This window comes from Evtepia sp., assembly GCF_056797215.1.
In genome coordinates this window covers 1-19,816 of record NZ_JBQILM010000010.1, presented here as the reverse complement: position 1 = coordinate 19,816, position 19,816 = coordinate 1, and the positions used below count along the sequence as shown (strand labels likewise).

19 protein-coding genes are annotated in these 19,816 nt (G+C 58.7%); 14 read left to right on the top strand and 5 right to left on the bottom strand.

All coding sequences use genetic code 11. From position 1 onward, the window contains the following. Window positions 1-44: 44 nt before the first annotated feature. The 10 genes from ACTOZL_RS03640 (at window position 45) to ACTOZL_RS03595 (ending at window position 11,671) form a co-directional block, all read left to right on the top strand. The gene (locus tag ACTOZL_RS03640; protein WP_482476725.1) at window positions 45-485 is read left to right on the top strand and encodes an ACT domain-containing protein; all 441 of its coding nucleotides are present in this window, start codon (window positions 45-47) and stop codon (window positions 483-485) included. 25 nt (window positions 486-510) lie between these two features. Next, complete coding sequence (locus ACTOZL_RS03635; RefSeq protein WP_482476724.1) at window positions 511-1,704, top strand: homoserine dehydrogenase; 1,194 nt, start codon at window positions 511-513, stop codon at window positions 1,702-1,704. Window positions 1,705-1,784: 80 nt separating this feature from the next. Further along, window positions 1,785-2,996 carry an aspartate kinase gene (locus ACTOZL_RS03630; protein WP_482476723.1) on the top strand — a complete coding sequence of 404 codons (1,212 nt, stop codon included), beginning with the start codon at window positions 1,785-1,787 and terminating at the stop codon, window positions 2,994-2,996. Window positions 2,997-3,461: 465 nt separating this feature from the next. Further along, complete coding sequence (locus tag ACTOZL_RS03625; protein ID WP_482476722.1) at window positions 3,462-4,196, top strand: electron transfer flavoprotein subunit beta/FixA family protein; 735 nt, start codon at window positions 3,462-3,464, stop codon at window positions 4,194-4,196. Between the two features lie 21 nt (window positions 4,197-4,217). Next, window positions 4,218-5,237, top strand: a complete 1,020-nt coding sequence (locus ACTOZL_RS03620) for an electron transfer flavoprotein subunit alpha/FixB family protein (RefSeq protein ID WP_482476721.1) — start codon at window positions 4,218-4,220, stop codon at window positions 5,235-5,237. 90 nt (window positions 5,238-5,327) lie between these two features. Continuing rightward, a complete protein-coding gene (locus ACTOZL_RS03615; protein ID WP_482476720.1) occupies window positions 5,328-6,476 on the top strand; it encodes an acyl-CoA dehydrogenase in 1,149 nt (382 codons plus the stop codon). Between the two features lie 80 nt (window positions 6,477-6,556). Next, entirely contained in the window at window positions 6,557-7,120 is a 564-nt protein-coding gene (locus ACTOZL_RS03610) for a prolyl-tRNA synthetase associated domain-containing protein (protein WP_482476719.1), read from the top strand. A gap of 91 nt (window positions 7,121-7,211) precedes the next feature. Next, entirely contained in the window at window positions 7,212-8,795 is a 1,584-nt protein-coding gene (locus ACTOZL_RS03605) for an NAD(P)/FAD-dependent oxidoreductase (protein ID WP_482476718.1), read from the top strand. 109 nt (window positions 8,796-8,904) lie between these two features. Then, on the top strand, window positions 8,905-10,614 hold the full coding sequence (locus ACTOZL_RS03600; protein ID WP_482476717.1) for a glutamine--tRNA ligase/YqeY domain fusion protein: 1,710 nt from the start codon (window positions 8,905-8,907) through the stop codon (window positions 10,612-10,614). 253 nt (window positions 10,615-10,867) lie between these two features. Next, a complete protein-coding gene (locus ACTOZL_RS03595; protein WP_482476716.1) occupies window positions 10,868-11,671 on the top strand; it encodes a hypothetical protein in 804 nt (267 codons plus the stop codon). Between the two features lie 77 nt (window positions 11,672-11,748). Here ACTOZL_RS03595 and ACTOZL_RS03590 read toward each other — a convergent pair whose 3' ends face one another. Then, window positions 11,749-12,402 carry a thiamine diphosphokinase gene (locus tag ACTOZL_RS03590; RefSeq protein WP_482476715.1) on the bottom strand — a complete coding sequence of 218 codons (654 nt, stop codon included), beginning with the start codon at window positions 12,400-12,402 and terminating at the stop codon, window positions 11,749-11,751. Between the two features lie 106 nt (window positions 12,403-12,508). Between ACTOZL_RS03590 and ACTOZL_RS03585 the strand changes: the two genes are divergently transcribed. Further along, the gene (locus ACTOZL_RS03585; protein WP_482476714.1) at window positions 12,509-13,165 is read left to right on the top strand and encodes an HAD family hydrolase; all 657 of its coding nucleotides are present in this window, start codon (window positions 12,509-12,511) and stop codon (window positions 13,163-13,165) included. A 48-nt stretch (window positions 13,166-13,213) separates the two neighbouring features. Here ACTOZL_RS03585 and ACTOZL_RS03580 read toward each other — a convergent pair whose 3' ends face one another. From ACTOZL_RS03580 to ACTOZL_RS03570, 3 genes are read right to left on the bottom strand one after another with little or no spacing between them, the layout of a single operon-like run. Then, on the bottom strand, window positions 13,214-14,680 hold the full coding sequence (locus ACTOZL_RS03580) for a GH25 family lysozyme (protein WP_482476713.1): 1,467 nt from the start codon (window positions 14,678-14,680) through the stop codon (window positions 13,214-13,216). Between the two features lie 25 nt (window positions 14,681-14,705). Further along, on the bottom strand, window positions 14,706-15,251 hold the full coding sequence (locus ACTOZL_RS03575; protein WP_482476712.1) for a hypothetical protein: 546 nt from the start codon (window positions 15,249-15,251) through the stop codon (window positions 14,706-14,708). Window positions 15,252-15,265: 14 nt separating this feature from the next. Further along, the gene (locus tag ACTOZL_RS03570) at window positions 15,266-16,609 is read right to left on the bottom strand and encodes an AI-2E family transporter (protein WP_482476711.1); all 1,344 of its coding nucleotides are present in this window, start codon (window positions 16,607-16,609) and stop codon (window positions 15,266-15,268) included. A gap of 268 nt (window positions 16,610-16,877) precedes the next feature. Here ACTOZL_RS03570 and ACTOZL_RS03565 point away from each other — a divergent pair, with 268 nt between their 5' ends. The 3 genes from ACTOZL_RS03565 (at window position 16,878) to ACTOZL_RS03555 (ending at window position 19,100) form a co-directional block, all read left to right on the top strand. Next, window positions 16,878-17,348 (top strand): NfeD family protein, encoded by a 471-nt coding sequence (locus ACTOZL_RS03565; RefSeq protein WP_482476710.1) that lies wholly within the window; start codon window positions 16,878-16,880, stop codon window positions 17,346-17,348. Window positions 17,349-17,365: 17 nt separating this feature from the next. Next, window positions 17,366-18,277 (top strand): SPFH domain-containing protein, encoded by a 912-nt coding sequence (locus ACTOZL_RS03560; protein ID WP_482476750.1) that lies wholly within the window; start codon window positions 17,366-17,368, stop codon window positions 18,275-18,277. Window positions 18,278-18,350: 73 nt separating this feature from the next. After that, a complete protein-coding gene (locus ACTOZL_RS03555; protein ID WP_482476709.1) occupies window positions 18,351-19,100 on the top strand; it encodes an alpha/beta hydrolase in 750 nt (249 codons plus the stop codon). Window positions 19,101-19,177: 77 nt separating this feature from the next. Here the strand turns inward: ACTOZL_RS03555 and tsaA are convergent. Beyond that, window positions 19,178-19,816, bottom strand: a 639-nt coding sequence (gene tsaA, locus ACTOZL_RS03550; RefSeq protein ID WP_482476708.1) for a tRNA (N6-threonylcarbamoyladenosine(37)-N6)-methyltransferase TrmO, incomplete at its 5' end; no start/stop codon positions are given.

Sequence of the window (19,816 nt, the reverse complement as noted above, 5' to 3'; positions counted from 1 at the left end):
CAAAAACAAATGACCGCACAGGGTGGACGGAAGGGGGCGGGACCATGGCGAAAAAACCGGACTACTACATTGTGGAGGCTCAGGCCCTGCCGGAGATTTTCCGGCGGGTGGTGGAGGCCCGGCGCCTTTTGGAGACAGGGGAGGCCGAGACAGTAAACCAGGCTACGGCCCTCTCCGGCATCAGCCGCAGCGCATTCTATAAATATAAGGATGCTGTGCGGCCCTTCCAGGATATGCTCCACGGCAGGATTGTCACCTTTCAGCTGATGCTGAAAGACCTGCCAGGGATTTTATCCCATGTGCTGAACCTCTTTGCCGGTTCCGGGGCAAACATTCTCACCATCAACCAGGGGCTGCCCGTCAGTGGCTGTGCCATCGTGACGGTGAATGTGGAGACCTCCGGCCTCCACGGAACGCTACAGGAATTGGTGGAGCAGATCAACGGTACCCAGGGGGTCATCCGGGGGGAAATCCTGGCGGGATAATTTTGAAGTAAAGGTGATTGCAATTATGGTAAAGGTAGCGATTTTAGGCTATGGCGTGGTGGGCTCCGGCGTGGCGGAGATTTTGACAGGCTCCGGCGGGGACGTGCGGAAAAAGGCCGATGAGCTCATCGGGTTGAAGTATATTTTGGACCTGCGGTCCTTCCCAGACAGCCCCCTGGCAGAGCAGTTTGTCAAGGATTTTTCCATCATTGAGGGGGACCCAGAGGTGAACGTGGTGGTGGAGACCATCGGCGGCGTGGGCGCTGCCCTGGACTTCACAGAGCGGGCCCTGCGGGCGGGGAAGAGCGTGGTAACTTCTAATAAGGAGTTGGTGGCCACCCACGGCCGCCGCCTGCTGGACCTGGCGGCAGAGCACGGGGCAGTGTATCTCTTTGAGGCCAGTGTGGGGGGCGGCATCCCCATCCTGCGGCCTCTGAGTGATTGTATGGCCGCCAACGATATTTTGGAGATTTGCGGCATCCTCAACGGTACTGCCAACTATATCTTTACCCGCATGGTCCAGGATGGTGTCCCCTTTGAACAGGCGTTGAAAGGGGCCCAGGCCAACGGCTATGCCGAGCAGGACCCTACCGCCGACGTGGAGGGCCACGACACCTGCCGCAAGCTGTGCATCCTCTCCTCCATCGCCTTTGGGTGGCACGTCCTACCGGAGCAGGTGGCCACCCAGGGGATCACCAAGATCACCTTGGAGGACGAGGCCTACGCTGCCGCCTGCGGCCACCGGATCAAGCTCCTGGGTCGGTCCATCATCCAAGAGGATGGCAGCCTCTGTGCCTATGTGGAGCCCCACTTTGTCAGCGTCCAGGACCCCTTAGGCGGGGTAGAGGATGTGTTCAACGCCATCAAGGTGAAGGGCGACGCCACCGGGGACGTGATGTTCTATGGACGGGGGGCAGGCAGGCTCCCCACCGCCAGTGCCGTGGTGGCTGACGTCATTGCCGCGGCCCGGAAGATGGAGCGGGCAGGCTACCGCCCCTGGCAGGCCAACCGTCCAGAGGGGGTACGTTCCCCGGAGCAGTTGGAGAGCCGTTGGTATGTCCGCTTGGCATCCGGGAGCTTCTCCGGCGGCCAGCTCCTCACCCGCCCCGGCGCGGCAGAGGGGGAGGGGGCCTACCTGACGCCCCCGATGTCCCGGCAGACACTAGAGGCACAGCTTCGGGATCAAAAAGTCCTTTCCGTCATTCGGGTCCTGGACTAAGGGCTGTGCATAGCATAGAGAGAGGAACATAGAGCATTCACAGTGCCCATGCACTGTTATCTAGGAGGTATCGAAATACGATGGGACTGATCGTACAAAAATTTGGCGGGACCTCGGTGGCCAACGCGGAACGGCTGCGGAATGTGGCCCAGATCATCGCCGAGACCCGCCGCATGGGGAACCAGGTGGTAGCGGTGCTGTCCGCCCAGGGCGACACCACCGATGATCTCATTGACAAGGCAAAAGAAATCAACCCCAAGGCATCCCGGCGGGAAATGGATATGCTGCTGTCCACAGGGGAGCAGATTTCCTGTTCCCTGTGTGCCATGGCCTTGGAGACCATGGGTGTGCCAGTGGTCTCCCTCACAGGCTGGCAGGCCGGGGTGCAGACCAACAGCGCTTACAGCAGCGCAAGGGTGAAGAAAATCCGCACCGAGCGTATCCAGTCAGAGCTGGACCGGAACAATGTGGTCATTGTCACCGGCTTCCAGGGCATCAACAAGTTTGGGGATGTGACCACCCTGGGCCGCGGGGGGTCTGACACCTCGGCGGTGGCCCTGGCGGCGGCGCTGAAAGCGGACCTGTGCCAGATATACACCGACGTGGAGGGGGTGTATACCGCCGACCCCCGTTATGTCACCGGCGCAAAAAAGCTGGACGAGATCACCTTTGACGAAATGTTGGAGCTGGCCAGCCTGGGTGCCCAGGTGTTACACAACCGCTCTGTGGAGATGGCGAAAAAATACCGCGTGAATTTGGAAGTGCTCTCTAGCTTCGCCAAGAAGCCGGGGACGAAAGTTAAGGAGGTTGCAAAGAGGATGGAAAAAACACTAATCAGCGGCGTGGCAAAAGACAAAAATGTGGCCCGCTTGGCCCTGGTGGAGGTGGAGGATAAGCCGGGTATTGCCTACCAGGTATTCTCCCTGCTGGGGAAGGAGAACATCAACGTAGACATCATCCTCCAATCCATCGGCCGGGACGGCACCCAGGACATCAGCTTTACCGTCCGGCGGGACGATGCCGACCAGGCGAAGAAGCTGTTGGAGGAATACAAGTCTACCCTGGGCTTCGACCACATCGACGTGGACAAAGGTGTGGTGAAGGTCTCCATCGTGGGGGCCGGGATGCTGGACAACGCTGGCATTGCCGCCTCAATGTTTGGGGCCTTGTACGACGCGGACATCAATATCCAGATGATTTCCACCAGTGAGATTAAGGTTTCCGTCCTTCTGGACGAGGCAGACGGCAACGCGGCAGTCCAAGCGATCCACGATAAATTCTTCGGGGAATAAAGTAAAAATTTGGAAATCCAGCAAGGGGAAGGGAAGAGAATCGCCCTTCCCCTTGCGCCATCCAGATGTTTTTAGGCGAAACGACTAAATTCACTGGAAAAGCTGGAAGATTTTTTTTCTGCACCGCTGCGATCCTATCTTGTAATTTGGGGAATCCTCTGATATAATGCAACCGTAGTTCAATGGATGGACATGCGCAGGCATGGTCTGTCCGCAGAAACGTCTGCCACCGGGAACCTCTCCGGTGTGGCGTTTTTTCGATAGCCTGGTCTGGAATTTGTCGATTGCGGAAGGGTAGGGGAAGACCGTAGTGGCCCTCCCAGCCAAGAAAGCCGGAGTACAGGACGGGGTATCAAAATAAAACAAATCAAAAATAGGGGGAAATCAGAAATGAACATACTTGTTTGCATTAAACAAGTGCCGGACACGACCATCATCAAAATCGATCCCGTGACCAACACCCTGATGCGTGAAGGCGTTCCTGCCATCGTCAGCCCTTTCGATGCCTATGCACTGGAAGCTGCTGCCCGCATCAAGGATAAGGACAAGGATACCAAGATCTATGTCCTGTCCATGGGTCCTGCTCAGGCTCTGGAAGCTCTGCGTGAGTGCCTGTCCGTCGGCGGTGACAAGGCTTTCCTGGTCTCCGACCGCGCTTGCGGCGGTTCCGACACCCTGGCCACCGGTTACATCCTGTCCAAGGGCATCAAGAAGATCGAAGAGATGGAAGGCATCAAGTTCGATATGCTGATGTTCGGTAAGCAGGCGATCGACGGCGATACCGCTCAGGTCGGCCCCCAGGTCGCTGAGGATCTGGACTATCCCCAGGTCACCTACGGCTGGGAAGTTTGGCCCACCGAGGACGGCAAGCACGTGCGCGTGAAGAAGGAGCTGGAAGACGGCTTCGAAATCCTGGAAATGGCTTGCCCCTGCGCTGTGACCATCACCAAGCCCGACTATGAGCCCCGCTTCCCCACCATCAAGTCTAAGATGGCTGCCAAGAAGGCACAGATCCCCACCCTGTCCGCCGCTGACTGCGGCCTGGACGTTGAGCGTTCCGGCCTGAAGGGCTCTCCCACCAAGGTTAAGAAGAGCTTCACTCCTCCCCGTAAGGAAGGCGGTCTGAAGATCAAGGAAGAGACTCCTGAAGAATCCGCAAAGAAGCTTTACGACCTGCTCAGAGACAAGGGCGTTATCTAATAGAGGGGAGGAGACAGAACAATGTTACAGACTAGCTATGAAGCAAAGAGCAAGGACCTGTGGGTCTTTATTGAAACCAAAGATGGTAAGGCCAGAAACGTTGGCCTGGAGCTGCTGAACCCCGGCCGTCGTCTGGCTGGCATTCAGGGTGGCCAGACTGTCGCTCTGGTTGTCGGCTACAACTGCGACGAGGCCGTGAAGGATGCCATCGCTTATGGCGCTGACAAGGTCCTGGTCATCGACAACGAGGTTTACAGCCACTACAGCACCGACGCTTATACCGCTGCCATCGTGCATGCTGTTGAGAACGACTGCCCCACCACCATTCTGATGGGCGCTTCCCCCATGGGCCGTGACCTGGGCCCCCGTGTCGCCGGCCGTCTGAAGACCGGTCTGACCGCAGACTGCACCTCCCTGGACATCGACGAAGAGTCCGGCAAGGTTGCATGGACCCGTCCCGCCTTCGGTGGTAACCTGATGGCTACCATCCTGTGCCCCTTCACCTTCCCCCAGATCGGCACCTGCCGTCCTGGCGTGAACAAGAAGCTGGAGCCCGACGCAAGCCGTACCGCTCCCGTGGAGAAGATCGACTTCGTGTTCCCCGCTGCTGACATCCGCATCAAGGTCATTGAGACCATCGCCGAGGAAGGCGAGAAGGTCGACCTGGAAGGCGCTGACATCATCGTCTCCGGCGGTCGTGGCCTGGGTGGTCCCGAGCCCTTCGACACCATCATCAAGCCTCTGGCTGATGCTCTGGGCGGCGTTGTTGGTTCCTCCCGTGCAGCCGTTGACGCTGGCTGGATCCCCCACTCCCACCAGGTTGGCCAGACCGGTAAGACCGTTGGCCCCAAGCTGTATGTTGCCTGCGGCATCTCCGGCGCTATCCAGCACCTGGCTGGCATGGGTTCCTCCGACTTCATCGTCTGCATCAACAAGGATCCCGAGGCTCCCATCTTCGGCGTGGCTGACCTGGGCGTCATCGGCAACCTGTTTGATGTCTGCCCGGCTCTGACCAAGCTGATTCTGGCTGACAAGGACTAATTTCTTCGTTAAAAATTAAAAATTAAGATACCTTGTGAGGCGCGCCCCCCTGAGGGGAGGCGCGCCTCATGCGGAGAGAAAGGAAACACTATGGACTTCAAACTGAACGAAATCGAGCAGGAAATTGTTGACATGCTGCATGACTTCTGCGTCAAGGAAGTGCAGCCCATCGCTGCTGAGCTTGACGAGAAGGAAGAGTTTACCCAGAACGCCCGCGAGAAGCTGGCCGAGATGGGTATGCTGGGCACCTATATTCCTGAGGAATATGGCGGCGCTGGCCTGTCCTACCTGACCTATATCGCTTGCTGCGAAGAGCTGGCAAAGTACTGCGCTTCCACCTCCATCATGTTCTCCGTGCACGGTTCCCTGTGCTCCTGGCCCATCCTGGAGTTCGGCACCGAGGAGCAGAAGCAGAAGTATCTGGTTCCCCTGGCTCAGGGCGAGAAGCTGGGCGCTATGGGTCTGACCGAGCCCGGCGCTGGCACCGATGCCAACGGCGTGCGCACCACCGCTGTGCTGAAGGGCGATAAGTATATCCTCAACGGCAGCAAGATCTTCATCACCAACGGCTACTATGCCGACACCTATGTTGTCTTTGCCCGCACCAACCCCGACCTGAGCGTTGGCCACAAGGGCCTGTCCGCTTTCATCGTGGAGAAGGGCTTCAAGGGCTTCAGCTTCGGCACCAAGGAGAAGAAGATGGGCATCCGTGCTTCCGCCACCTACGAGCTGGTCTTTGACGAGTGCGAGGTCCCCGCAGAGAACCTGCTGGGCAAGGAAGGCGAAGGCTTCAAGATTGCTATGATGCTGCTGGACGGCGGCCGTATCGGCGTTGCTGCTCAGGCTCTGGGTATTGCCCAGGGTGCCATTGATGAGTGCATCCCCTATCTGAAGGCCCGTAAGCAGTTCGGCAAGCCCCTGTCTGCTTTCCAGAACACCCAGTTCGAGCTGGCTGACATGCAGACCAAGGTGGACGCTTCCCGTCTGCTGATCTATCGTGCTGCTATGGCCAAGCAGAACCACGAGCCCTACAGCCACCTGGCTGCCATGGGTAAGATGATGGCTGCTGACGTGGCTTCCGACGTGACCCGTCGTGTTGTCCAGCTGGTTGGCGGCTGCGGCTACACCCGTGAGTATCCCTTCGAGAGATTCATGCGTGACGCTAAGATCACCGAGATCTATGAAGGCACCACCGAAGTTCAGAAGATGGTTGTCTCCAGCTGGATGCTGAAGGACTAATTGCTCCGGGTATTGTTTTACCAAGAATACTCAGAAGGCTCAGCGGTTTTGCCGCTGGGCCTTCTTTTGTGAGGGACCTTATGAAAATCGACACCACACTCTATTCCGGACGCCCCCAGGATGTGCAAGGCCGTACCCCTCAGGAGCTGGCCTGCTATGACCTCCTGGACAGCTTGTCCATTCCCTATACCCGGGTAGACCACGAGCATGCGGATACCATTGCCCACTGCCAGGAGGTGGAGACCTACCTCAAGGCACAGATCTGTAAAAACCTGTTCCTCTGTAACCGCCAAAAGACTGATTTCTACTTACTGGTGATGGCGGGGGAGAAGCCTTTCCATACCAAGGACCTATCCAAGCAGATTGGTACCTCCCGGCTCTCCTTCGCGCCCCCAGAGGCCATGGCGGAGCTGCTGGACGTTACCCCCGGTTCTGCTACCATCCTGGCGTTGATGAATGATAGGGAGCACAAGGTGAAGTTAATCTTGGACAACTCTGTCCTGGGATTGGAGCACTTCGGTTGCCACCCCTGTGCCAATACCTCCTCCCTGTCTATCCCCTTTTCGGATATCCGGGAAAAACTACTCCCGGCTCTGGGGGTGACACCACTGCTGGTGGAGCTTCCTGAGGAGGATGCAAGCTGAGGGGATAAATCTCGTCGGAAATAGTAGAAATATCCAAGGATATATGGTATAATAACTCGTTAAAATTTGACTGGATAGGAGACGCCGCCCTATGGTACGAATCACCAACCTGATCCTCCCGCCAGGGGGCGACCCAGAGCTGTTGAAGCGGCGGGCCGCCAAAGCCCTGGGGGTCTCTGTAGGGCGGCTGCGCAGTTGTACTCCCGTGCGCCAGTCCATCGACGCCCGCAAAAAAGAGCACATCCACTATGTTATGACTGTGGATGTGTCCCTCTCCAATGAGGCGGAGGTGGTCCGACGGGCCAACAGCCCCCATGTACAGCTCCGGAAGGAGGCAGTCCCATACCAGTTCCCAGAGGTGCGGCGCAGTTCGTCCTTGCCCCCTGTGGTGGTGGGCAGCGGTCCCGCTGGCCTGTTGGCGGCGCTGAGCTTGGCAAAAGCCGGTTTGAAGCCCATCTTGTTAGAGCGGGGACAGGCCATGGAGCAGCGGGTGCGCCATGTGGAGGCATTCTGGCAGGGGGGAGAGCTGAACCCGGAGTCCAACGTTCAATTTGGAGAGGGGGGCGCTGGGACCTTCTCTGACGGGAAACTGACCACCGGCACCCATGATCCCCGCCTGTCCCATGTGATGCATGCCTTTGTAGCCGCCGGGGCACCAGCGGATATCCTCTGGCAGCATAAGCCCCATGTGGGGACGGACTTGATCCGCCAGGTGGTTCGGAACCTCCGGGAGGAGATTTTGGCCCACGGGGGAGAAGTCCGCTTTGGCCACCGTCTCAGCGGCATTGCGGTGAGGGAACAATGCCTGACGGAGATTACGGTGGATGAGGGGGGAAGCCCGTATACCATGCCCTGCGACGCCCTCATCCTGGCCCCAGGCCACTCCGCCCGGGATACGTTTCGGATGCTCCGGGAGGCCGGGGTGGAGATGGAGCAAAAGCCCTTCGCCATTGGGGTGCGCCTGGAACATGAACAGGAGAGCATCAGCCGGGCTCAGTATGGGGATGCCTGGGAAAAGCTCCCCCCAGCGGACTATAAGCTGGTGTGCCACCTGCCCACAGGCCGCTCTGCCTATACCTTCTGTGTCTGTCCTGGCGGACAGATTGTGGCAGCGGCCTCCCAGCCGGAACGTCTGGTCACCAACGGCATGAGCAATCGTGCCCGGGACGGTGCCTTTATCAACGGCGGCTTTTTGGTGGGGGTGGGCCCTGGGGATTTTCCGGGGAATGACCCTCTGGCAGGGGTGGCTTTCCAGGAACTTTGGGAGGAAAAGGCCTACCACTTTGGTCAGCCCGGTTATCTGGCTCCGGCCCAGCGGGTGGGAGACTTCCTCCGGGGCTTGCCCAGCCCCAATGGCCTTACCCATCGTAGCACATACCGCCCCGATGTCTACTTTGGGGATTTGCGTGAAACCTTGCCCGGCTTTGTCACCGACTCCCTGGCCCAGGCCTTGCCGGTGCTGGGGAAAAAGCTCCACGGCTTTGCCGCCCCAGATGCCTTGATGGTGGGAGTGGAGACCCGCTCCTCCTCGCCGGTACGGCTGCTCCGGGACAAGAGCCTGCAATCCAATATCCGGGGGTTGTACCCTTGCGGAGAAGGGGCAGGCTATGCCGGTGGTATCGTGTCTGCGGCCGTGGATGGCGTGCGGGTGGCAGAGGCCGTGGCTCTGGGATAACCCTTGTAATTCCAAGTGTATAATACCCGTTATGAAACGAAACCATAGAGTCAAGACGATACAGGCGGCAGCTTTGCCCCTTCTTGACCATAACATAGGAGTGAACACCATGGCGGAAGAAAACGTCAGCACCAATTTTATCCACAGCATCATTGAGGAAGAGCTTCAGCCCGGCGGACGCTGTGAGGGGCAGAAGGTCCACACCCGCTTCCCTCCGGAGCCCAACGGCTACCTGCACATTGGCCACTGCAAGGCCCTCACCATTGACTTCGCCACAGCGGAGAAGTATGGGGGCCTGTGTAACCTGCGCATGGATGATACCAACCCCTCTAAGGAGGACGTGGAGTATGTGGATGCCATCAAAGAGGATATCCACTGGCTGGGCTTCGACTGGGCAGACCGCTTTTACTATGCTTCCGATTACTTTGACACCATGTACGACTGTGCGGTGGGTCTCATCCGCAAGGGCTTGGCCTATGTCTGTGAGTTGACGCCGGAGGAGATGCGGGCCAGCCGGGGGTCCATTGGGGTTCCCGCCACCTCTCCCTACCGGGACCGTCCCATGGAGGAATCTCTGGAGCTCTTTGAGCGGATGCGGAACGGGGAGTTTCCAGAGGGTCGGATGACCCTACGGGCCAAAATCGACCTGGCTTCCGGGAACTTCAACATGCGGGACCCTGCCATTTACCGCATCAACCATGCCCACCACCACCGCCAGGGGGACAAGTGGTGCATCTATCCCATGTACGATTTTGCCCACCCCATTGAGGACGCCCTAGAGGGGATTACCCACTCCCTGTGCTCCCTGGAATTTGAGGACCACCGCCCCCTGTATGACTGGGTGGTGGACCACTGTGACCTGCCCAGCAAGCCCCGGCAGATCGAGTTTGCCCGCCTGGGGATCAACTATACGGTGATGTCCAAGCGCAAGCTCCGCCTGCTGGTGGAGCAGGGGAGGGTCAGCGGCTGGGACGACCCAAGAATGCCCACCCTCTGTGGCCTGCGCCGCCGGGGTTACACCAGCCGGGCAGTGCGGAATTTCTGCGAGCGTATTGGTGTTTCCAAGGTGGACTCCACTGTGGACTGGGCCTTTTTGGAGTCCTGCCTCCGGGACGATTTGAACGAGACTGCCCAGCGGGTGATGGCTGTCCTGCGGCCGGTGAAGCTGACCATCACCAACTACCCAGAGGGGGAGAGCGAGGAGGTCCAGGTGGAGAACAACCCTGTGGACCCTGCCGCTGGCAACCGCAGTGTGACCTTCTCCCGGCAGCTATATGTGGAGGCCGAGGACTTTTTGGAAGAGCCGGTGCCCAAGTATAAGCGCCTGTACCCGGGGGGGCCGGAGTGCCGCTTGAAGGGTGCATACTTGATCCGCTGCACTGGCTGCGTGAAGGACGAGCAGGGGCGGATCACAGAGATTTTGTGCGAGTATGACCCAGATTCCAAGGGGGGCAACCCCGCCGACGGGCGGAAGGTGAAGGGTGCCACCATCCATTGGGTGGACGCGGCCAACGCGGTGGACGCGGAAGTCCGCCTGTATGATTACCTCTTTGGCGACCCAGCCCCAGACGCCCCGGGCAAGGACTTTTTGGAGGAGCTGAACCCCAACAGCCTGGAAATTCTCACTGGCTGCAAGGTGGAGCGGAGCCTGGCGGAAGCCCCCATGCCGGAGCGGGGCAAGTCTGCCACGGCCTACCAGTTTATGCGCCAGGGCTACTTCTGCCTGGACAACCAGGACGCCACCCCCGGCCATCTGGTCATTAACCGCAGCGTCTCATTAAAAGACAGCTTCCGGGGCAAGAGCGGCGGGAAACCTTGAATAATTTGTAAAGGATGGCGTATTTTTGCCGCTTTTTGAGCCGGCAGGGCAAGAGAAATCGTGTTTTTCCTTGCGAAATCCGCAGAAATCTGGTATAATACCATGGATTGTTTATGAGAGGACGTTTGCAAGCGCTGAAAAACAGAGTGTGCTTGGCAGCGGTACCGGCTTGGGAAACATCGTTTTCATTGGGCCGCAGTGCCGGTGGTCCCCCCGAGGATCAAGTCCCAACAGTAGGAGTGTTCTCACCACTATGAAGAAAAACGAAACAAAAAACGGAAACACCAGGAATCAGGAACTGACCAAGCAGCAGGCAGAGGACCGGGTCTTTAACCGGATGCTCCTCTGGCTGGCAGGGGCCGTTGTGGTCGAGCTGATCATGCTGCTCTTCAACCGCGTCTATGTCCATGCCCGCGTTTCAGAGCTGGGTGTGGTCCCTGTGTGGCGCACGGTTTTGCTGATCCTCCTGGTGGTAGGCATCATTCTCTTTGCGGCGTTCCTGGCCTGGGGCATACAGCTGCGCAAAGGGGACGGGCAGAGCGGTACCCTTCAGTTCATCCTGGCGGCAGGGTGCCTATGCGTTGGTGTGGGTGGCTATGCCATGCGGCAGTATACCAGCTCGGTGGCACCGGTGGTTCTGGCAGTGGTGCCGGGGCTGGCGGTGCTGGCCATGGTGTTTTACCTGTACCAAAAGGAATTTTTCGCCTGCGCCCTAGTGGGCGGTATGGGGATCTTGGGCCTGTGGATTTTCCGCATCACCTTTGGTTCCCACAACTACGTCCTGTATCTGGTGGTCGCCCTGGTGATTACGGCGCTGCTTACCCTGCTCGCCTGGAAGCTGCAAAAGCAGGAGGGTATCTGGAAGTGGAAGGAGCGGGAGCTTACGCTGCTCCCGAAGGATACGGCCTACCCGGCCTATTACCTTACCGCCGTCCTGACGGTGGTGCTGCTCCTGGTCCCCATGGCCCTGGGTGCAGCGGTGGCCTACTATTCCATCTGGGTGTTGGCTGCATGGCTGCTGATCCTGGCAGTGTTCTTTACCTCTCGGATGATGTAAATGAAAAAGTTACCCCTGGTTCTTGCCAAATCTGGCAGGGACCAGGGGTTTTCTGCTGTACATTGAGCCTTTCCAGCCTACCGTTCCCATCCCACCAGCAGGCAGCCGCTGGTTACAGAGACCACCACAGGCTTTCCCTGGAATTGATTGCTCACCCCTAGAGGAAAGGCGGCGGTGAGGGTGACGTCTTGGGCCTCATATTTCCCGCCTTGGATGCTGACCCCCTTGGCATCTGCCCCCAGGCAGAACACGGAGAAGAGGCCATCTGCCCGAGGGGGAAGTTGGAGGCTGTCAGGCCCCTGGATGGCGGTAAAGACGAAACCCTCGTCGTGGAGTTCGCCCCGTGCCCCGGCACAAGCCAGATAAGCCAGGGTTTGGAGGCTAGCCAGGGTGTGGTCCAAGCGCCCGCCTGTACCGCCGTACAGGTGGAAGCGGCGGAAACCACGTTCTAGCCCCAGCTTTACCGCTAACATGGTGTCGGTGTCGTCCTTTTCCGGGGGAAACACCTGGCGGGGGATATCCTGAGGGGGGGGGACATCTAGGGAGTCAAAGTCCCCCAACAACAGATGGGGCTGCAAACCTACAGTGCAGCAGTGGCGATAGCCCCCGTCGGCAGCCAGGATCAGGTCGCCAGGGGCGGGGGGAACGCCAAGGCCGTAGAAGGGGCCAGCCCCGAAGATGAAGCAGGCGGGGGTGGTGTTGGGCTGAGCGGGTTTGGGTTTCTCTGCCATGGTGTATGCCTCCTTTTTTAGTAGTGTACCACAGTGGGGTGGATTTGTGCAACAAGCTGTGGTACAATGCTACGGTATGATTCCAAGAGAAAGAAGGCGTGGCGGTATGATAAAAGGGGCGATTTTTGACGCGGACGGGACCTTGCTGGACTCCATGGGGATGTGGGACACAGTAGGGGACCGCTATTTGGCCTCCTTGGGTGTTACGGCCCGGCCAGGGCTGCGGGCAGAGCTGTTCCCCCTGAGCCTGGCAGAGTGTGCCGTCTATTTGAAGAAAGCGTACAGCTTGGCTCTGTCCCATCAGGCCATTGAGGACGGCATTAACGGCACCATCCGCAGTTTTTACCGCAGCCAGGTCCGCGCCAAGGCGGGGGCCAAGGAATTTTTGACGGCCCTAAGGGAGCGGGGCGTCAAGCTCACCTTGGCCACGGCCACGGAGCGCTCGGTGATCTTGGAGGGCTTGGCGCGCACGGAGCTGCTGCCCCTGTTGGAGGGGGTCTATACCTGTGGCGACCTGGGGATGGACAAGCGCAGCCCCGCCCTATTCCACACTGTGCGGGAGAAGATGGGCACGGAGATCGGGGAGACCTGGGTGTTTGAGGATGCCGTCCATGCCGCGTCTACGGCCTTTCAGGCGGGATACCGGGTGGCTGGGGTAGCTGACCCTTACAGTGACCAAGTGGCCCTGCGTAAGGTGAGCCACCTCTACCTGGCGGACCTCACAGATGCTTCGGGCTTTTATCAACAGGCCCAGATGCTATAATATAAAACATGCCCTGGATGGCAAGACCGTCCAGGGCATGTTTTGTGGTTAACTGCGGGGGATGAGATGGACGTTCATGTCCACGTTGCCCTCAATACCGGGCACCTCCAAGGTGCTGGAATACTGCCAGATATTGAAGTGATAGTAGAAAGTAGGCTTGGCGCTGTACTGGGCCAGCCAGAAGGGGTAGTCCGCCAGCTTGGTCATGTCGAAGTGCAGATAGAAGTAGGTGAGGTTGGCATAGACCATAGGCTGGTAGCCTGCGGCCTTCACGGTCTCACAGAAGGATACGGCGCATTGGGTCAGGATACTGTCGTCCAGGTCCTTGGTGCGGGCGTCGTAGCTGTCGGGGTAGGGCTCCCAGTCGAAGATGATGGGATAGGTGATGTTGTAGCCCTTCAGGGCGTTCAGGCAATACCGGGCCTCCTCCGCCCCTTCCTCCGGGGTGATGGCCTGGGAGAAGAAGTATACGCCCACATCCAGCCCCTGGGCCAAGGCCCCCTTGATGTTTTTATGGAAATAAGTATCTGTTACGATTTTCCCAGTACCGTAGCCCCGGTAGCCCAGGCGGATGATGGCGAACTCCACACCAGCGTCCTTAACTTGCTTCCAGTCGATCTCCCCCTGATAGCGGGAGACGTCGATGCCGATGCGGGACGTATATTTGTCGTTTTCGTAGGTAATATAGCCCTTGTCATTTTTCTGGAAGAGCGTTTTGTCATAGCTGTTCACAGGGATCTTGCTGGCAATGGGGATTTGATGGTTGCCCCAGGTGAAGTATTCGGTGGGGTCCGGGTCTGGCTCTGGATCGGGTTTGGGGTCCGGCTCCGGTTTCGGATCGGGATCGGGTTCTGGTTTCGGGTCGGGCTCAGGGTCCGGCTCTGGATCGGGTTTGGGGTCTGGTTCCGGCTTCGGGTCAGGGTTCGGGTCAGGTGTGGGCTGGCCTAAGTGGTCCATACGCCAGATAATGGCGCTGATCTCCGCCCGAGTGATGCTCTGCTGGGGGTAGAAGAGGTTCTGGCCGTCTACCACGGTGCCGAACAAAATGCCATGGTCGAAGAGGGTCAGGACGGCTTCGCTGTCGGTGTCGGCAAAGGGGTTATCGCTGCCGGTGCGGGAGAGGTCCAGGACCCGCACAGCGATTTCCGCGATCTTCACCCGCTGGATGGGGGCGTCCAGGTCTGTGGGGATATCCTCTGGCAGGAAGCCCTGTTCCCGGGCGAAGCTGTAGTAGCCGCTGGCCCAGTGGTCACCGGTGGGGGCGGTGTCTGGACAGTCCGCCGCCAACAGGATCAGCTTCAAGGCCTGCCCCAAGGTGACGTCCTCCTGGGGGCCGAAGGTGGTGAGGGAGATGCCGTCCACCACACCGGCAGTGTAGAGGTCTTGGACATAGGTATAGTACCAGCTGTCCGTGGGCACGTCGGTGAAATGCAGGGGCTCTGCGGCAGCGGCGGGGACAGCCAAAGAAACGGCCAGTCCCAAAAGAAGGAGCAGGGATAATAATTTTTGTTTCATGGGTTACCTCGCAAATGTCAGGGGGTTATGGCTTTCGAGAGAATAGCTTGGGACGCAGCCGGGCGACATAGAGAAGCTGCAACCGTCCCAGGAGGATATCATAACATAAAAAAGTGACGCTGCCAAGCAGGAGCATGGCGGTAAGGATTGGAAGGGTCCAGGTGGCGGCCTCCGCTGTGAGCTCCGGCATGGTGAACACGAACAGCAGCAGGGCATATACCGCGCAGATGGCCGCCGCAAAAACCACCCACTTCACCGCCCCCCGCAGGGGCTTGTTTCGGATATGCTGGAGCTTGGGGCGCAGGATGGGATACCAGCCCAGGAGAAAGACAAAGAGGAAGGCGGCTTCCTTGTCCGGGGCCAGAATCAGGCTGAGGATGGACACGGCAATGTAGAGCAGCATGCCCGGCCGCAGGCCAAATTCCCACAGCACTGGAATGGCCAGTGCCCCCGCGATGCCGGGGCAGAGGAAGGTGGAGAAGGGAACCATGGTGCCCAAGAGCATCACCACCAACATCAGGGCGGCGGAGAGGCCGCAAAAGGCCACACGGATACTGGCTTTGTTTTGCATGGAGCCACGCCTCCTTAGGGCTGATCGTCTGATTCGTCACTGGTATGGCCTGTTTTTTCCTTGCTGTGGGGGGAGACAGACTTCTTCTTCATCATCCGGCGCAACTGGTTGAACAGGCTGTTTTCCCCCCGGAAGAGGGGACTGAACTCAATGCCTTTGGGCTCCACATGGGTGAGGGCCCCCTTGTCGTCGAAGCCTGCGGCGTTGACATATTCCAGGGTATTGATGGGCAGGGACTTCCGCCGCAGGCGGGAGTTGACAAACTCCCTGGACAGGTAGTAGAAGGAGGCGAAGAGGGGGACGCCCAGGAGCATGCCCCAGAAACCCATGAAGTAGTTGAAGAACAACAGGGAGAAGAGGACCCAAAAGGCGGAAAGGCCGGTGGAGTTGCCCAAAATCTTCGGGCCAATGATGTTCCCGTCCACCTGCTGCAAAATAATGATAAAGACGGCGAAGATCAGGGCCTTATAGGGGTCGGTGAGCAGCAGGAGGAAGATGCTGGGGATGGCGCCGATAAAGGGGCCAAAGACGGGAATGATATTGGTGATGCCCACGATGATGCTGATGAGGGCGGTGTAAGGCATCTGCATAATGCTCAAGCACACGGCGCAGATCAGGCCGATGATCAGGGAGTCCAGCAGCTTGCCGGAGACGAAGTTGCTGAAAATGCGGTTGATGGCCCGCAGGTGGTGCAGGAGCTTGTCACAAAAGCTGCGGTTGCGGCTCATGGCGAAGAGGAGCTTTTTAGCCTGGCCTACGAACTGGTCCCGGCTCATGAGCACATAGACCATGACGATGATGCCGATGAGGAAATGGAACACGCTCATTGCCGCCTGGGCCACCCGGCCTGCTAGGTCAAGCAAGGTGGACAGGGAGCCGTTGGAGAGCCATTGGGTGAATTTTGCGGTGATGGTGTCCGTAGCCTTTTGCACGATGTCTGCCTGCTGCCCGTGGGCTTTCAACCATTCTGACAACTCCTGGGAGGAGGACTGGATCATGCTGGGGAGTGATTGCACCAGGTTAGGCAGGTTGATGAAGAGCTGGGGGATGATGAAATAGATCAACAGCACGATAAACAGAAGCAGCACCAGGGTGGTGAACATGGTGGACAGGGACCGGGCTGTTTTCTGCCGTACCTTATGGTAGAGTAAAAATTGCTCAGAGAAGCGGGCCAGGGGATAGAGCAGGTAGGCCAGGATACAGCCCAGCAGGATGGGCCGCAGGGCACCCAGCACGGCGGCAAGGGTGGTGGCGATGCTGCCCAGGTTCAGCATGATCCGAACCACCAGAAAGACTACCACCAGCCCCAGCAGAGCGACGCCAAAATAAAAGAAGATTTTTTTCGCTTGTGGTTTCATAAGAAAATACTCCATTCCAAATAGGGGGATGATTGATGGATATGAAAAAAGGGCTGTGTGCAGGGAAAACGGCCCAAAATCCCCTCTAGTATAGCAAAGCCAGGAGGAGCTTGCAAGCGAAGGAGGAAGATTCTGAAAAATTCTTTGAGGATACGGCGCGATGGTGGTGGATACGGGGGAAAATGGCGCTTGCTTCCAGAGGGGGGCTCTGTTATAATAAACATAATAGGAAATAGAAGTAGGAGAAGAGGGAAAGGAGGTTTCCTTGTTGACGTTTTTTACGACCCATGTGAGCTTCCCCATGGTATGGCTGGTGCTGTTCATTGCCTTGGCGGGGATCGAGGGGCTCACCGCAGGGCTCATCTCCATCTGGTTCTGCCTGGGCAGCCTGGTAGCCCTGTTCGCCGCCTGGATGGGGGCGAACTTGGTAGTGCAGCTGGGCCTGTTCGTGGTGGTGTCTGTCCTCAGCATGGCACTGATCCGGCCCTTGGCCCGGAAGTGGTGGCTGCCCAGGACGGAAAAGACCAACGCTGACCGCATCCTGGAGCACCAGGGAGTGGTGTTGGAGACCATCGACAACCTGAATGCCCATGGGCAGATCAAGGTAGGCGGCGGGGTTTGGACTGCCCGCTCCGCCGACGGCAACGTGATTCCAGAGGGCAGCTTGGTCCGTGTCCTGCGCATTGAAGGTGTGAAAGCCATCGTAGAGAGATGGGAAAACGAGAAGGGAGAAGAGTGATGGAATTTATTTCAGGAATGGGTATCCCAGTCATTGTTTTAATCGTTGTCATTTTGATTATTTTGGCCAGATGTATCCGCATCGTCCAGCAGTCCAAGGCCTACGTCATTGAGCGTTTGGGCGCGTTCTACACAGTGTGGAGTGTGGGCCTGCATTTTAAGCTCCCGGTGGTGGACCGGGTCTTGAAGGTGGTCTCCTTGAAGGAGCAAGTGGCGGACTTCCCGCCCCAGCCGGTAATCACCAAGGATAATGTCACCATGCAGATCGACACGGTGCTCTATTTCCAGATCACCGACCCAAAGCTGTATGCCTATGGGGTGGAGAACCCCATGAGCGCCATTGAGAACCTCACCGCCACCACCCTGCGTAACATCATCGGTGAATTGGAGCTGGACCAGTCCCTGACCTCCCGTGACATCATCAACGCCCGGATGCGCAGCATCCTGGACGAGGCCACGGACCCCTGGGGCATCAAGGTCAACCGGGTGGAATTGAAGAACATCTTGCCCCCCAGAGATATCCAGAACGCCATGGAGAAGCAGATGCGCGCCGAGCGGGAACGCCGGGAAGCCATCCTTCAGGCCGAAGGCCAGAAGCAGAGCCAGATTCTGGTGGCCGAGGGCGAGAAGGAGTCCCGTATCCTCCGGGCCGATGCCGAAAAGGCTGCCCGCATCCTGGCTGCCGAGGGCGAGGCTACGGCCATCCTGCGGGTGAACGAGGCCACCGCCCAGGCGTTGAAACTCCTCAACGAGGCCGGTCCCACGGACTCGGTTATCAAGCTCAAGGCCTTGGAGGCCTTCCAGGCTGCCGCCGACGGCAAGGCCACCAAGATCATCATCCCCTCGGAAATTCAAGGCCTGGCTGGCCTGGCAGAGGGTGTGATCCAGACGGTGAAGCGCCCGGAGCCGGAACAGAATACCAAGGGATAAACAAGCAAATGCCCAGAGCCCCCGCCCCGTATTTGTCCGGGGCGGGGGCTTTTGAGAGAAAGGAAACGGTACCATGCAAACAGAGCGTTTGAACAGCAAGCACGGCTATGAAATCCCCACCCAGGCGATTTGGTCCGGGGAGGAGCGGGTGATAATCGCCTGCCACGGCTTTGGCAGCAGCAAGGCCAGCCCCATGATCCAGGCATTAAACCAGGCCCTTCCGTCAAAGGGCTGTGGGGTGGTCAGCTTCGACCTCCCCGCCCATGGGGAGAGCCCGGTGTGGCAGGAGGGGCTGCGGGTGCCCTACTGCATCGACGACTTGGCTGTGGTGGAGGACTACGTCCGCGCCCAACGGCCCCAGGCGAAGATCGGATATTTCGGTTCCAGCTTTGGGGCTTATATCACCTTGCTGTACCTGTCCCAGGCGGCAGTCCACGGGGAGCGGGCGTTCCTGCGCTCAGCGGCGGTGGACATGCCTGCGCTGGTGGACACCTGGGTGGATCAGAAAGCCAGGGAGGATATGGCCCGGCAGGGCTATTTTGTGCCAGACTACGACTATGTCCGGGAGATGCGGGTTACACCAGCTTTCCTCCAAGACTTAGAGGCGTATAACGTCTTTGAACGCTACAAGGCGGGGACTGCGGCCTTGTCTATGGTCCATGGAGGACAGGACTCGGTGGCCCCCTATCAGGCTGCCCAGACCTTTGCCGCTGCCTCCGGTGCGGACTTTCACACCCTCCCCCAGGGGGAACACAACCTCATGGGGGAGGGGGAACTGGAACAGGTGTTGGCCTGGTCCAGTGGGTTCCTTTTGGCGGATTGATAGGCAAACAAATCAAGATGGCGCAGGACAACAATATCGTTTGTCCTGCGCCATCTTTTGTTAAAGGGGGAAACGCGTCAAGTGAGGGGTTCCACGGCCACCACCGTGAGTACCCCTTCTGCCACAGAAAACTTCACGTTCAGCCCTGCAAACGCCATGCCATAGACCCGTGTGGGGTCCTCTTGATAGGAGGGCCGGGGATCCTGGGCCAACACCCCCCTGAGGGCCTCCCGCTGTTCCGGGGGCACCTGGGCCAGAAGGGCTGGGGGGAACACCACGTCAAGATGATACCCCTGGTACTGGGCGGTGAAGCCCCCTGTGGCTTCTGGGTGGGCGTCGGTGTAGGGGAGGTAGGGCTTGATATCAAAAATGGGAGTGCCGTCCAGTAAGTCGGCCCCGGAGACATAGAGCACCGGCCCCCAGTCGGGGTGCTGCTCTACCCCCTCTAGCTTCACCGAGGACAGGCCCATGGCATTGGGCCGGAAAGGGGAGCGGGTGGCGAATACTCCCATGCGGGTGTTGCCCCCCAGCCGGGGCGGACGGACCGTGGGGGACCATCCCTCCCGGACTGCCTGGGAGAAGCACCAGATCAACCACAGGTGGGAGAAGCCCTCAATCCCCCGGAGGGCGTCTGGGTTGCGGTACTCTGGCGCAAAGACGATGGTGGAGCGCAGGCTTTCCACTAAACCGCTCTGGCGGGGGATGCCGAACTTGGC

Coding starts and splice junctions, on each gene's coding strand:
- ACTOZL_RS03610 (WP_482476719.1), top strand. CDS start 6,557: ATGAAAATCGACACCACACTCTATTCCGGACGCCCCCAGGATGTGCAA.
- ACTOZL_RS03560 (WP_482476750.1), top strand. CDS start 17,366: ATGGGTATCCCAGTCATTGTTTTAATCGTTGTCATTTTGATTATTTTG.
- ACTOZL_RS03600 (WP_482476717.1), top strand. CDS start 8,905: ATGGCGGAAGAAAACGTCAGCACCAATTTTATCCACAGCATCATTGAG.
- ACTOZL_RS03615 (WP_482476720.1), top strand. CDS start 5,328: ATGGACTTCAAACTGAACGAAATCGAGCAGGAAATTGTTGACATGCTG.
- ACTOZL_RS03555 (WP_482476709.1), top strand. CDS start 18,351: ATGCAAACAGAGCGTTTGAACAGCAAGCACGGCTATGAAATCCCCACC.
- ACTOZL_RS03595 (WP_482476716.1), top strand. CDS start 10,868: ATGAAGAAAAACGAAACAAAAAACGGAAACACCAGGAATCAGGAACTG.
- ACTOZL_RS03620 (WP_482476721.1), top strand. CDS start 4,218: ATGTTACAGACTAGCTATGAAGCAAAGAGCAAGGACCTGTGGGTCTTT.
- ACTOZL_RS03590 (WP_482476715.1), bottom strand. CDS start 12,402: ATGGCAGAGAAACCCAAACCCGCTCAGCCCAACACCACCCCCGCCTGC.
- ACTOZL_RS03625 (WP_482476722.1), top strand. CDS start 3,462: ATGCGTGAAGGCGTTCCTGCCATCGTCAGCCCTTTCGATGCCTATGCA.
- ACTOZL_RS03575 (WP_482476712.1), bottom strand. CDS start 15,251: ATGCAAAACAAAGCCAGTATCCGTGTGGCCTTTTGCGGCCTCTCCGCC.
- ACTOZL_RS03580 (WP_482476713.1), bottom strand. CDS start 14,680: ATGAAACAAAAATTATTATCCCTGCTCCTTCTTTTGGGACTGGCCGTT.
- ACTOZL_RS03585 (WP_482476714.1), top strand. CDS start 12,509: ATGATAAAAGGGGCGATTTTTGACGCGGACGGGACCTTGCTGGACTCC.
- ACTOZL_RS03635 (WP_482476724.1), top strand. CDS start 511: ATGGTAAAGGTAGCGATTTTAGGCTATGGCGTGGTGGGCTCCGGCGTG.
- ACTOZL_RS03570 (WP_482476711.1), bottom strand. CDS start 16,609: ATGAAACCACAAGCGAAAAAAATCTTCTTTTATTTTGGCGTCGCTCTG.
- ACTOZL_RS03630 (WP_482476723.1), top strand. CDS start 1,785: ATGGGACTGATCGTACAAAAATTTGGCGGGACCTCGGTGGCCAACGCG.
- ACTOZL_RS03640 (WP_482476725.1), top strand. CDS start 45: ATGGCGAAAAAACCGGACTACTACATTGTGGAGGCTCAGGCCCTGCCG.
- ACTOZL_RS03605 (WP_482476718.1), top strand. CDS start 7,212: ATGGTACGAATCACCAACCTGATCCTCCCGCCAGGGGGCGACCCAGAG.